The organism is Sphingorhabdus arenilitoris (assembly GCF_042651485.1).
Classification (GTDB): domain Bacteria; phylum Pseudomonadota; class Alphaproteobacteria; order Sphingomonadales; family Sphingomonadaceae; genus Sphingorhabdus_B; species Sphingorhabdus_B arenilitoris.
Genome location: NZ_JBHSDH010000013.1, coordinates 933,850 through 947,396, shown reverse-complemented (window position 1 = coordinate 947,396; position 13,547 = coordinate 933,850). Strand labels below are relative to the sequence as shown.

Here is a 13,547-nt window from a genome sequence, read left to right as displayed (position 1 = left end):
TCATGGCGCAAGAGTTTCCGAAAAACACAGAATTACCATCCATTGCCGTTTTGATGGCGACGTATAATGGCGACCGTTGGTTAAACGAGCAGTTGGATAGCATTTTTGCGCAATCTGATTGTGACGTACAGATATTCGCAAATGACGACGGGTCTAGTGATACTACGCTCAGCATCCTGCAGCGGCATCGCAATGCATCTCGAATTCATATCACAGAAGATCGGCAGGGTGGGGCTGGACAGAATTTTCTTCACTTGCTCCGAACCGCAAATTTGGGCGACTTTGACTATGTTGCCTTAAGCGATCAGGACGATATCTGGATGGCGAGTAAATTTGCACGCGCGATATCCCGGCTTAATGATAGCTCTGCCGATGCTTACTCTTCAAACGTTACTGCGTTCTGGCCGGATGGTGAACGAAAGTTGATCGAAAAAGCACAGCCGCTGCGGAAGTATGACTATATGTTCGAATCTGCAGGCCCGGGTTGTACATTTGTATTCACGCGGGAAACTGCGTTAGCATTCCAAAAGTTTTTAAAGAATTGTCCGAGCGACAAGTTGAAGAAAGTCACCTTGCACGATTGGATCGCCTATGGGTGGGTCCGTGGCACGGGTAGGACCTGGTTCATAGACAATTTTTCTGGTCTGGATTATCGCCAACATGATAGCAACGTTTTGGGGGCATCTCGGAGCGCGGGTGCGCTGGCCAATCGGTGGAAAATGGTTTCTGATGGCTGGTATTTTGAGCAGGCGTTGAACAATGCGTTGCTCATAGGGCATAGCAATGTTGCAGCCACATTCTTGGAAAAACGCAAATTTGCGGATTTGGTCAGAACTTTGCTGCAGATGACCCAATTACGTCGACGCAAGTCAGAGGCATTGTTTGTTGGATTTGTTCTCGCTTACGAATATCTGCGCTCTAAAACTGGGTATAGATGATGAAAGTTCTTTTTGTAAGTTGGGGCGAAGTGCCACGTCTTTCCAGCGTCTATGGCGGTCAACTCGTCAATATTGCAAAAGCTGTGGGGGAAAATCCGGAGGTTGACAGCGCCAGTCTGATTGCCGGCATGCCTTTGATACATAGCGGTTTGGTGCGCGAGAAATGGCGATACCGTAAACAAGTAAAAGCCATCAGCGATCTTTTAGGTAAAGAGCATTTTGTCCGCCGATTTTTGCTTGTCCCGCCCGTGGGTATTTATCCGACCAAAGCGCAACTGCCGCTGTTCAAATTTGGCCAGATGGGGACGATGGTCTCGTTGTTACGAAATGCGAGGCCAGATATTTTGCATTGCCGCTCTTATCTCGCAACATACATGGCGCATGAATGGCGAATGGCGTCCGGTTTAGATTATAAAATCGTCTTCGATTCAAGAAGCTATATGGCCGATGAGGCAATACAACGTGGGCGCTGGACCGAAGGATCGGCTGACCATCTATTTTGGCGACAAACAGAAGCCCAGATGTTGCAGCAAAGCGATGCTGTTACGGTGGTATCGGAGCCGATGCGGCAACGGTTTATTGGCATGGGCGCACATCCCGATAAGGTGCATTTGATACATCTAAATGTTGATCCACCAAAAGCTGTGCCGAGCGTTAATGAGGTGCAATCGGTTGAGGATCGCGGTCCTCTATTTTGCTATTGTGGTTATTTAGACTACAAGACCTGGCATCATCCGAACAATATCTGGCGGATTTTTAACCAAATTGCAAAGCTCAGAGCGGATGCAAGGTTGTTGGTTATAACGAAAAGCTCTCATGCGATGCTAAAGGCCGATCTTATCGCAAAGGGGTATGAAAAATTGATGGATCGGATTGAATTTACCAGCGCCGAAACATCGTCGGATTGTGTCCGTATTATGCAGAATTGCGACGCAGGCTTGTTGGCATATCTAACCCCGCAGACACCGTTGGAATTTGAAATGGCAAAGGGCGTTTTTGCCACAAAAACTGCGGAATATTTATATGCTGGGATTCCGGTTTTGGTTAGCGGTGTTTGTGGTGGCGCAGCGGATTTTGTCACAACGCATGATGTCGGCATAGCGTATGACGCGGAAGATCAATTGAAATTAGCAGATATTGCACGATTGCTGACTATGAAATCTGAAACGGCACGGCTGACCGGCCTTGCCAACGAGAAGTTTAACGTTAAGCGTAACGCAGAGCGTCTGGTAAGCATATATAACAAGGTTTTGGCCTAAATAACTGGTGGATTTTCAAAATGGACGATAACAAATTACGCGGGGCAGAGCGTGAAACCTCGCTAGGAAAAGACGGGTATTTTAGCGATCATTATTTTTCGGTTTTAATGATGGCCACCTTTGGACATCAAATTAATGACATCTATAATCTTAAGCCCCGGAATATCGTTGAAATTGGGATTGGCAACGGTTTGATCACATGACTATAGATTGAACCGGTATCGCAGCGCTGTTATTTCTAAAAAAATGAAGAGCCCATGATGTGTTCTGAAAAAATATTTGAAAATTGTGAAATTTATTACCAATAATAATCTATTTAAGTCGTTGTTTTCCGGACGTTTGTCTTTGGGAGCGTCTACGGTTTTTTTTCAAATTGCGATGCTGTTTTTTATTCTCATTTTGAAATTAAAGATGACGGACTCTGTGTTTGCCCTCTTTTTGGTGTCTTTGGGCGTTGCCTCCATATTTGGTGCGATTGCAAGCTTGCGCTCCGAAGTTTTGATTACGCAGGCTGATCGTTCTTGTAACGTAAGAGCCTTGGTTTGGCCAATCCTGATCGCGGTTGGCACCATCGGTATAATGTGCGCTATTCGGCCGGCAATAAATTGGATTTTTTCGATTGATGTTCCGCTTTATACAGCGGCACTGGCATTCGGTTTTTCACTTCAGGCAATTTGCCAATTTGTGATGATTCAAGAAGCGCAATTTGGACGGTTGCTTATTATAAGAGCGGTTCAAGCTGCCATGCTCGCAATTACCGGGCTTGCCTTGGTATTTGAAGCTTCATTCATGTGGGGTGTGTTCGGGTTTACGCTCTCTCTTGTCGTTCCGTTTGCGGTATGGATCGCGCTGTGGATGATAGAAAATCGGCATATTACACCGCCTGCATTTGTTTTTTCATGGCGACAAATCCGCCGGAGCTTAATTCTCTCTCTGACGCTTTTGATAAATACGACCGCGGTGAATATTCCAATCATCCTATGCGTCGCAACGCAAAGCGCATCATATGCCGCTGACTTTGGATTTTTGATTAAGGTTTTCACTGCACCTGTGACGCTTGCTAACGCCATGTTCGGTCAGTTATTCCTTGCGGATAATATCCGGTTGAACTCTGCGATCCCCGCAGAAGCCAAGAAAATTCAGATGGCTATGCGCCGGACTTCCACAATAGCGGTTCTTTTTGTCTTATCGATCGCTGCAATCACGATAATCGGTGTGCTTATGTTAGCGCATTTTGTACCGGCGATGCTCACCTATCCGATGCTGTCGATTTCAATTGCACTCGCCATAACGGCTCAGGCCGCATTCAGTCCTGTTTCGGCAATTGGTGACATTGCAAAGCTCGAAACACCTTTCCTATTATTTTATATCATGCGGATTGCGCTATTATACGGGATGTTATCAAACGTATCTCTGATTGACTTTTCTGCCTTATTTGCGTCGATCAACATATTAGCTTATTCTTTCTTTTGGCTATATGCAGATCACCGGATGCGTATTTTTGCACGCGGTGCTTAGCGCTATACGACGGTGAGATATTCGAGACCGTCAGGTATCTTTTCCTTCAAAAACCATCCAAAATCAGACATACGGATGGAGTTGTCATTGGCTTACAGCCCGAAAATCTGACGGAATCCTGAATCGTCCCACAGTCTGGCCTTCTAAAATAGATCCAGAAATTTAGGCCAATATTGGCGCACCCAAGAGGATTCGAACCTCTGGCCTCTGCCTTCGGAGGGCAGCGCTCTATCCAGCTGAGCTATGGGTGCGTGGCCGATTTTCATCGGGACGAACGCCCGTTAGCAAATGGGAGTGCTGGATGCTAGCGGCTTTTTTGCTTTATCCATGTGTCTATATCGACATTACCAAGATAATCGGTTAGATCAGCGCGTTCTTCCTCGGTCATTTTCAGGCCGAGTTTTGATCGCCGCCATAATATATCTTCGGCGCAAGTCGCAAATTCATGAGCGATTAAATAGCGGATTTCCGCGTCATATAATCCAGCGCCATATTCTTTACCCAAATCCCGCACCGACTTTGCATCGCCCAGCAGCAGCACGGCGCGCGTTCCGTAAGCCTGCACCAACCGGTTGCGCAGCGCGATGGGGATCCAAGGATATTGCGCCGTTACTCGTTGACGCAGGGCCTCCACGCCATCAATGGGAAAATCGCCGCCGGGCAACGCGGCATCCTGTGTCCAGTCGCCTTTCATCTGCGGAAAAAATGGACGCAGTTTATCCATAGCATGACCGGCAAGCTTCCGATAAGTCGTGAGCTTTCCGCCAAAGACAGACAATATCGGTGCCGCCTGTCCATCGCCGCCCTCCAGATCGAAAACATAGTCGCGGGTGACCACACTCGCCGAAGCAGCTTGGTCATCATAAAGCGGGCGGACACCGGCATAGCTCCAGATTATGTCATCGCGGGTTACGGGCGTTTTGAAATAATCATTGGCGGCGGCGCATAGATAATCGATTTCCTCACTGGAAATCTCGACATGGCCGGGGTCTTTGTCCCACTCGGTATCGGTGGTGCCGATTAACGTATAGTCATCTTCATAAGGCATGGCAAAGATGATCCGGCCATCGGCGGACTGGAATATGTAACCATGCTTGCCTTCATACAGCTGCTTTGTGACGATATGGCTGCCCTTCACCAGCCGCACGGCGGCATGGTTGTTGAGCCGCCCAAATTTGCCTAATATGCGCTCGACCCAAGGCCCAGCGGCATTGATGACCATTTTGGCTTTGACCTGTTTTTCCTCGCCATGGCTGTCTTTCAAGGTGGCAGTCCAATGGTCGGCGGCTCGGTTCAGTGCCGTGCATTCGGTGCGAGTGTATATATCGGCGCCACGCTCCGCTGCGTCGATGGCATTTGCCACAACCAGCCGCGCGTCATCGGCCCAGCAATCGGAATATTCAAATCCGGTTTTCAATTCTTCCTTCAACGCCGCGCCTTGCAAGCTGTTGCGCAGGTTGAGCGTTTTGGTGCCCGGCAAAACCGCTCTCTTGGCCAGATGATCGTAAAGAAACAGGCCAATACGCAGCATCCATTTGGGCCGCATCCCTTTAAGCACTGGCAAAACAATCCGCATCGGCCAGATGATATGGGGCGCGGCGCGGAGCAAAATTTCTCGCTCGCCAAGCGATTCGCGGACCAACCGGAATTCATAATTTTCGAGATAACGCAGCCCGCCGTGAATCAGCTTTGAACTGGCCGAAGAAGTATGGCTGGCGAGATCATCTTTTTCGCATAAGGCAACGGACAGGCCGCGGCCTGCCGCATCGCGGGCGATACCAACGCCATTTATGCCGCCGCCAATGACCAATATATCATACATGGAGATGTAACCTCATTTCTCATATCATCTAATACGAACATATAATGTTCGCAAACGAAAAATATGATTCATCGCTTAGACCGGTTATATTGCCGCCGAGACATGTGCTGACACATCATTTTCGATCAGCAGCTTTGCATAATGGGGCGGCGGTGGCTGATCCGTGAATAGCCGGTCAATCTCAGATAAATGGCCAAAACGGGTCATCGCGCGGCGTCCGAATTTGCTATGATCGCATGCCAAAATGGTTTCGCGAGAATGGGCGATAATCGCCTGCGCGTTCCGGGTTTCCTGATAATCAAAATCGAGCAGCGACCCGTCTTCGTCAATGCCGCTGACCCCAATGATGCCATAGTCGAGGCGAAATTGGCTGATAAAGTCCGTGGTTGCTGGACCAGTGATGCCGCCATCGATTTTGCGCAATTGGCCGCCCGCTATCATCACGTCAAAACTGTCATTCTTCGACAGGATGGCCGCGACGTGAAGATTATTGGTCACGATCCGCAAGTCGCGGTGCCCTGTCAGCGCCTGCGCAACCATTTCCGTGGTAGTACCGATGTTGAGGAATAACGAGCTGCCATTGGGGATGTGAGCGGCAACGGCTTGCGCTATCCGGTGTTTCGCCTCGCTAAAACTATGCAGGCGGTGATCATAGGGTTGGTTGCTGATGCTGGTCGGTTTGCCAGCGCCGCCGTGAAAGCGTTCCAACAGTTTTTTGTCACATAACAGGTTGATGTCACGCCGGATCGTTTGCGGGGTGACTTTGAAATGCTCAACCAATTGTTCGGTCGCCACAAAGCCTTGATTATCGACCAACGCCAAAATTGCCTCCTGACGCTGGCTTAGGTCTCTTGCCTGGTTCATGCTGCACGATCCGTACAGGTGTGGGCGGCAGCCAAATGGAATAACAGCACGGTTTCGGGAAACGATAGCGGCAATTGCATACCGGCGCCCATCAATGCTTCACCACTAATTTCGTTGCCTTCACCGGTTAAATCCAGATGGTCCGTGATTGCCGGCGGGCGCACAGCTTGCCAACCCACCGGCCATATCAACCGGACGCGATATTTTTGCGCAGGATCCAACCCGTCAAATTGCAGCTTTCCGGGCAGGGTGGCCTTATGCCCCGTTAGATACGCGATTGAAAACAGCGCCTCGGCCTTATCCGCCGCGACAACGCCCACCGCGTTGATGTGCGCTTCGGTATCGAGCCGGTAAAGGTCGCCATCATGTAGCAATTGCCGGTGCGTTTTATAGAGGGTGATCGCCTGTTTCATTATGGCAAGGTCGCTTTCCGCTTCGGTCAGCAGGTTAAGCTCGGTTCCCATATGGCCCATCAATGCAGTGGCGCAGCGCATTTCGATGGAGAGCGTGCGTCCGGTAATATGGCAATGACGCGGACCAACATGGCTGCCCAGCACACAAAGAGGGAGGAAATAGCTGGCTCCGCGCTGAATATCTTGCCGGTCGAGCGCGTCGTTACTGTCGGACGTCCAGATGCGGTCACTATGCGCCAATATTCCCATATCCGCCCGCCCGCCGCCCGAACAGCAGCTTTCTATCTCAACCTTGGGATGTGCGGCGCGCACGCGGTCCATTAGCCTATAGAGCGCCTCTACTTGTGCATGAGCGCGGGCATGGCCGCTGCGTCCGCCCGGATGATTGAGATCGCGGTTCATATCCCACTTGATATAGCCGATGTTATATTCGGACAGGATCGCGTCGATACAGTCAAACAGATAATCGGAAACCTCTGGGCGGGAGATGTCCAGCACATATTGGTTGCGAAAGGGGACTTGCTCCACGCCGTCAATTTGCAACACCCAATCGGGATGGGCCCTGAACAGATCGCTGTCTGGGTTGACCATTTCCGGTTCAAACCACAATCCCATCTCCATGCCTAACGCAGTGACATGGTCGATAAGGGGTTTTAGCCCGCCGGGATATACCGCATCCGATACCGTCCAATCGCCCAGCCCAGCCGTATCGTTGCGGCGCGATCCGAACCAGCCATCGTCCAGAACAAAACGCTCGACGCCCAAATTCGCGGCCTTATCCGCTATCGCCTTTAACTGGTCGATATTGTGGAAGAAATACACCGCTTCCCAACTGTTATAATGCACCGGGCGAGGGCGCGCTCGCGTCTCTGGACGGAGCAGATTTTGGCGGACATGATCGTGGAATTGGCGGCTAAGCGCGGACAGACCGCTGCTGCTATAGGCGGCGATGATGGCCGGGCTGTGATAGCTTTCGCCAGGTGCGAGCTGCATTTCACCGGGAAAGAATAGCGCGCCTGCCGATGCGAATAGCTGCCCATCATTCAGGCTATCGACGCGCAGGCGGTGATTACCGCTCCACGCAAGGTGCAGGCCATAGGCTTCGCCCGCTTGTTCGCGGGTGGTGTCAGCGCATAACATAACGGCCGGAAAGCTATCATGCGATGTTTTCCCGCGCCGGTTTTCGCGCAAATAACATCCGGAAAAACGTTTGAGCCGCTCGCGCTGAAATTCATTTGCCCAGCGTCCGGAAAAACCAATAATGTCGGTCATATGGCTGGGTATCGGCAAGCAGGCGGTGGCCATATGGTCAATGGTCAGCGGCGCGTCACCGTTATTGGTCAGCTGGCTGGTCAATTCAATCAGGCCAGTTTTCGGGTCGCAGTTGATCGTATAGGTCAGGGTCAGCTTGGTGCGCGGGTCGTTGGTTTCGATCACCGCCGATCCGCCATTCTTTTTGACGTTCACGACGCCAAACAGGCTGCCCCAATCGCGCCCGCCCCGATGCGCGGCAAATCCGTGAAGGCCCAGTAGGCCAAGCCCCGGCTCCATCGCGATGGAGGGTGCAATAGGAACAGCTTCGCATCCATGGGCTGCTTGGCGTTGTCCTATTGATGCGACATCATCAGCGGTGACAGCGCCGGATAATCTTTTTCCCCAATAGACAAAATGTGGCGGCTGCCCGGCTACGCAGGCGATGATCAGGGTCATTTCCCCTGCGTCAAACCGGATATGTTCCATGAAGCTCTCCCAGCGCGAATCCTGCCCACAGCCAATGTATCAGCCGCGATGTTCGAATTCGATACTTGTGTTTTCGGAAAAGGAAAGTAGCTTCGACTCTGCTTGCGACACCACCATTAAAAATGCGGGGATTGCGGGCTTTCGGGACGGAGGAATATTTATGTTTCAAAACAGCGTATCGGGCGTGCAGGTTACGGTATTTTTTGCCATCATGGTCGCGGTTGCGCTGCTTGTTGGTTGGAAAGTGCGTCAAGACCGGCTGCGTGCCGGGCAGGGTTCGGGGACCGAAAAAGAAATCTTTTTGGCCGGCGGCGGATTAACCTGGTTTTTTGTTGCTGGTGCGATCACGCTGACCAACCTGTCGACCGATCAATTGGTCGGGATGAACGGTGCGCAGATGTTGCTGGTGGCTTGGTGGGAGATTGCCGGATTTATCGGGCTGCTCATGCTGGCTTATATTTTTGTTCCAATTTATTATCGGAACAACTGCACCACTGTCACCGAATTGCTGGAAAAACGGTACAAAGGCGGCAGCATCCGTAATGTTATTTCCGCGTTTTTTCTGCTCGGAAATATATTCATTTACCTTCCCGCCGTGATTTATTCTGGTTCGCTGTTTATGCAGTCGCTGTTTGGGGTTGATGTGTCAGTTATGGCGATTGCTGCGATTTTTGCCATTGTCGGTGCGGCTTATGCGATATTGGGCGGGCTGCGGGCGGTTGCTGTGCTCGACACTTATAGCGGTGTTGGCATTTTGGCGCTGGCCCTTGTGGTTGTGTTTCTTGCGCTAAAAGCGGTTGGGTTTGACCTGTCCGGCGTTCCCGCTGAACGGATCAGTATGGTGGGCGGCAACGACAGCCAGATCCCGTTCCATACGCTGTTTACCGGTATGATCTTCATTCAGATTTTCTATTGGTCCACCAATCAGAATATAACGCAAAAAGCATTGGCAGCCCCCACAGTAAAAGAGGCACAAAAGGGTGTTATTGCCGCGGCGTTGATCCGCGTTTTGATCGTCCCCCCGATTGTCGTTATTCCGGGGGTGGTCGCCTATAAGCTATTCGGCGGGGTAGGGGACAAAGCCTATGGAATGTTAGTGGCTCAGGTGCTTCCCGAATGGACCAGCGGGCTCTTCGCAGCGATGATAGCCGCGGCGGTGCTGACCACCTATTCCGCCGTGATGAATGCCACGATCACGTTATGGTCGGTTGATTTTCACAAGAAATTTATCAATCCCAACGTGGATCTAGCGCGGCTGAACCGGACTGTCGGTATTTTGGCGATGATATTATCGATCATGCTGGTGCCGATTTATGCTGGGGCGAAAAGCATCATTGATTTGTTGCAGCAGTTAAACGGCCTTCTGTCGATGCCAATCCTCTCGGCCTTTGCAGCGGCTTTGCTATTCCGCAATATGGACGCGCGGGCGGCGGTTGCCGGATTACTATTCGGCGTAGCGATGTATGCCTTTCACAGCTTCTTCCTCTATGTGCCCAATCCGATCTGGGGAGGGGAGACCTATTATCGCTATATCGGTCTTGATTGGTTGCATTATATTGATGTCATGGTGGTGGTTCTGTTCTCCTCTATCGCAGTGGCGCTGTCCACAAACCGGCTTGTCTTCGGCAATCAGGCGGTGTTTATCTTTACCACTGAGGGCCGTAAAATCAGGGAAAGTGAGGCATGAGCGGCGGGCATATACTGGTCATTGATGAAGGCACGACATCAACGCGCGCCATGCTGTTTGCCGTCAATGGCACGCTGATCGCGAGCGCGCAAAAACCCCTGACGCAGCATTATCCGGCACCCGGGCTCGTCGAACATGATGCCGCCGAAATTTGGGAACATAGCCTATCCTGCGCGCGGCAAATGGTGGATCAGGCGGACGGCGCAGGCCAAATCGTCGCCATCGGCATCACCAATCAACGTGAGACGGTCGTATTCTGGGACCGGCGCACAGGGGAACCAGTGGCCCCGGCGATTGTCTGGCAGGACCGGCGCACGGCCGACGACTGCGCCGCGCTGAAACGTGCGGGTCAGGAATCGGTGGTGCAGGCAAAGACCGGGTTGCTGCTCGATCCCTATTTTTCGGGCAGCAAAATTGGCTGGGCGCTAAAAAACTGGCCACAATTGTCTGCGCTTGGTGAGCATTTGGCGGTGGGGACGGTGGAGAGCTATCTCATTTACCGGCTGACCGGCGGCCTGCATATTAGCGATGCGACCAATGCGTCTCGCACTGCATTGATGGCGATTGGGCCAGATAGCGGGCAATGGGATGACGACCTGCTATCTCTATTCGGTGTTCCGCGCCAGATATTGCCGCAGGTTACCGATTGCGCAGGCGAGTTTGGCAACACCAAGGCCGAACTGTTCGGCGCTCCCATACCGATTATGGGTATGGCGGGGGATCAACAAGCCGCAACGATTGGTCAGGCCTGTTTGCTGCCCGGACAGACGAAAGCCACATTCGGCACCGGCGCATTTATCCTCACCCAAACAGGCATGATCATGCCGCGTTCGGGGCATAAGCTGCTTTCCACCATTGCATGGCAATTGGATGGGCAGCGGCATTACGCGCTGGAGGGATCAGTATTTGTGGCAGGATCGCTGGTGCAATGGCTGCGCGATGATCTGGGTTTGATTGCGCGGGCCGACGAAACAGAGGAATTGGCCCGCAGCGTTGCCGACAATGGCGGCGTGTATCTGGTCCCGGCACTGTCAGGATTGGGCGCACCCCATTGGCGGCCCGATGCGCGCGGCTTGATAAGCGGGCTGAGCTTTTCTGCAAAAAAAGCGCATCTCGCCCGCGCCGCGTTGGAGGCCATGGCGTATCAGGCCCATGATTTGAAAAGCGCTTACGCCGCCGATAAAAGTGACTGGGCCGAATTGCGCATTGACGGCGGTATGGTTGCCAATGACTGGATGGCTCAGGATCTGGCCGATATCCTGAATATCCCCGTCGAACGTCCGGCCTTTATTGAAACAACCGCGCTAGGTGCAGCCATGTTGGCGGCGGTTGGTGCCGGAATATATGGTAATTTGTCCGAAGCCGCCGTGATGCGCGGTCAGGTTGAGCGGTTTGAACCGAATATGGATGCGAATATACGCAAGAACCGGCTAAGCGGTTGGGCCAATGCGGTGGGCAAGGTTGTTGGCCATGCGCGTTCATAACAGCCTGTCAAACAGCCAGAAACTTGCGGTAATACCGATTGCATAAGTGGCCACAGTAATCGCTGGCCGCATGAATGCTATCGCATATCGGCGCAGCAGCCATAATATCCCAAGGCAGGCAGCAACGATCAACAACTGCCCCGCCTCAACGCCCAGATTAAAGGTCAATAGCGCCATCGGCACGTCGCCCTCTGGCAAGCCAATTTCACTCAACGCACCTGCAAAGCCAAAGCCGTGGAGCAGGCCGAAAACAAAGGCCACAATCCAGGGCAGCCGTTCCGACAGGCGCGGTTTTTCGGGGTCGCGTTTGATGATTTCGACGGCCAGGAACAAAATGGAAAGCGCGATAATGGCTTCAACGGGGCGTTGCGGCAGGCCCATATATCCCAATATGCTGCCGACCAGCGTGATCGAATGGGCGAGCGTGAAAGCCGTCACCGCCTTTACTACGCGCCACCCGCCGCCGATGAGCAGCAGCAACGCGATCACAAATAGCAAATGGTCAAAGCCAAAAAGAATATGTTCAACACCAATCACAAAATAGGTTTTGGCGACATTTACGCTGCTTGCCTTTGCGGCAATTTGCGCGGTTGGCTGTGACGCAGTGAGGCGCATTGTCTGAACCGGTTTATTCAACGGGGCCACGCGAACCAATATATCGGTCTGCGCAATATCCATATTGGACAGGCCGATGGTTTTGCCAGCCACGCTATCGGCGCAGCTAATGGCATGTACCGATAAGACCGCGCCAGCGGACAGGTTGCGCCGGGGTTTATATCTGTCGGTGCATCCTGCAGGCAATATTGGCTGCGTTTGCGGCGTTAACCCGCCTTTGATCGGGGCTTTCCAGATGAGTGACCAATTGCTTTCATCCTTTTGCGTAAATTCCAAATAGCCAGGGCGCAGCTCGTCGGCATGGACAGGTGAAGCAGTCGTCCACAACACCATCAAAAAGGCGGCGATCCAGCGGAACATTATTTTTTAATCTCAATATCATAAGCGGATAGAAGAACGTTATAGGCTTCCTCCTCTCGTTTCTCCATCGTTTCGGCGCGCCAGTCATTTTCGACCGCTTGACGGACATCGGCCAGCTTCGGCTTGGATGCAGCGGCTGCGCTGCGGATGCGGAGCAGGTGGATGCCAAAGCCAGAGCCAATGGGTCCGACCCAGCTATTCTTTGGAGCATCAGCTAAGCTCGATAGGCCTTTGGTAAACTCCTCCCCAAATTGCCGCTCGATCTCGCTTCGCGGTATATCGTCCATGCTTTTGGGAACCGACAGATTGTCGCCGAGACTTTGCCAGTCAGCACCCGATTTCAGCTTGCTAAGCAGCGCTTCTGCTTTCGATCCAGCGATTTCGGGGTCAAAGGCATTCAGATAAATCTGATCAAAACTGTAACGCGCATCGGCCGCATATTTTTGCGGATTGGCATCGATCATCTTTTGCAAGGCGGCGTCGGTAGGCCGGACGCTGTCTAGCTTAGCCTGCGCTAGAAACTCCATCTTGCTGCGCAGGCGGCGGCGGATGACCGGGTCCTCGCTATCGAGGCCAAGGCGCAGGGCTTCGCGATAATATATTTCTTCTTTGATATATTCTCGGATCAATCCATCGACTTCCTTCGGCGATGGCTCGCGCTGGAATGTTTGTTCAAAACTTTTGCCAAGCCGGCTCACCTGTGCTTCGTCGATAATGATGGTCCGGCTGGCGGGATCAACGCCATAACCGCGCCAGGCAAAGAGCAGGAATATCACAAGCCCAGCGATCAGGAAATGTATCAAAGGCTCGCGCAGGGCGCCCTTGATCCGGTCTTTCATTGTCATAA

General features: G+C 52.2%; 11 protein-coding genes and 1 tRNA gene. 6 read left to right on the top strand and 6 right to left on the bottom strand.

What is annotated here, in order from left to right; translation table 11 throughout:
* The first annotated feature begins 2 nt into the window (after positions 1–2).
* From ACFOWX_RS08650 to ACFOWX_RS08635, 4 genes are all read left to right on the top strand, one after another.
* The gene (locus ACFOWX_RS08650; protein WP_381424983.1) at positions 3–938 is read left to right on the top strand and encodes a glycosyltransferase; all 936 of its coding nucleotides are present in this window, start codon (positions 3–5) and stop codon (positions 936–938) included.
* Complete coding sequence (locus tag ACFOWX_RS08645) at positions 935–2,197, top strand: glycosyltransferase (protein WP_381423206.1); 1,263 nt, start codon at positions 935–937, stop codon at positions 2,195–2,197. Before ACFOWX_RS08650 ends, ACFOWX_RS08645 begins: the two co-directional genes overlap by 4 nt.
* 20 nt (positions 2,198–2,217) lie before the next feature.
* On the top strand, positions 2,218–2,400 hold the full coding sequence (locus tag ACFOWX_RS08640) for a hypothetical protein (RefSeq protein WP_381423204.1): 183 nt from the start codon (positions 2,218–2,220) through the stop codon (positions 2,398–2,400).
* Between the two features lie 76 nt (positions 2,401–2,476).
* Positions 2,477–3,715, top strand: coding sequence for a hypothetical protein (locus ACFOWX_RS08635; RefSeq protein WP_381423202.1), 1,239 nt, complete (start codon positions 2,477–2,479; stop codon positions 3,713–3,715).
* Positions 3,716–3,889: 174 nt separating this feature from the next.
* Here ACFOWX_RS08635 and ACFOWX_RS08630 read toward each other — a convergent pair.
* The 4 genes from ACFOWX_RS08630 to ACFOWX_RS08615 all read right to left on the bottom strand — a co-directional run bounded on the left by ACFOWX_RS08630 (position 3,890) and on the right by ACFOWX_RS08615 (position 8,554).
* A tRNA-Arg gene (locus ACFOWX_RS08630) sits at positions 3,890–3,966 on the bottom strand.
* Between the two features lie 53 nt (positions 3,967–4,019).
* A complete protein-coding gene (glpD, locus tag ACFOWX_RS08625; RefSeq protein WP_381423200.1) occupies positions 4,020–5,537 on the bottom strand; it encodes a glycerol-3-phosphate dehydrogenase in 1,518 nt (505 codons plus the stop codon).
* An 84-nt stretch (positions 5,538–5,621) separates the two neighbouring features.
* Complete coding sequence (locus tag ACFOWX_RS08620) at positions 5,622–6,401, bottom strand: DeoR family transcriptional regulator (RefSeq protein WP_381423198.1); 780 nt, start codon at positions 6,399–6,401, stop codon at positions 5,622–5,624.
* Entirely contained in the window at positions 6,398–8,554 is a 2,157-nt protein-coding gene (locus ACFOWX_RS08615; RefSeq protein WP_381423197.1) for an alpha-galactosidase, read from the bottom strand. The genes ACFOWX_RS08620 and ACFOWX_RS08615 overlap by 4 nt, the downstream gene beginning before the upstream one ends.
* Positions 8,555–8,714: 160 nt before the next feature.
* Here ACFOWX_RS08615 and ACFOWX_RS08610 point away from each other — a divergent pair, with 160 nt between their 5' ends.
* Together ACFOWX_RS08610 and glpK are read left to right on the top strand one after the other, a co-directional pair.
* Entirely contained in the window at positions 8,715–10,241 is a 1,527-nt protein-coding gene (locus tag ACFOWX_RS08610; protein WP_381423195.1) for an SLC5 family protein, read from the top strand.
* Positions 10,238–11,725 (top strand): glycerol kinase GlpK, encoded by a 1,488-nt coding sequence (gene glpK / locus ACFOWX_RS08605; protein WP_381423193.1) that lies wholly within the window; start codon positions 10,238–10,240, stop codon positions 11,723–11,725. The genes ACFOWX_RS08610 and glpK overlap by 4 nt, the downstream gene beginning before the upstream one ends.
* Here the strand turns inward: glpK and ACFOWX_RS08600 are convergent.
* Positions 11,720–12,700 carry a HupE/UreJ family protein gene (locus tag ACFOWX_RS08600; RefSeq protein WP_381423191.1) on the bottom strand — a complete coding sequence of 327 codons (981 nt, stop codon included), beginning with the start codon at positions 12,698–12,700 and terminating at the stop codon, positions 11,720–11,722. The genes glpK and ACFOWX_RS08600 overlap by 6 nt on opposite strands.
* Positions 12,700–13,545: a peptidyl-prolyl cis-trans isomerase gene (locus ACFOWX_RS08595; protein ID WP_381423189.1), complete on the bottom strand. Its 846-nt coding sequence runs from the start codon at positions 13,543–13,545 to the stop codon at positions 12,700–12,702. The genes ACFOWX_RS08600 and ACFOWX_RS08595 overlap by 1 nt, the downstream gene beginning before the upstream one ends.
* Positions 13,546–13,547 lie beyond the last annotated feature (2 nt).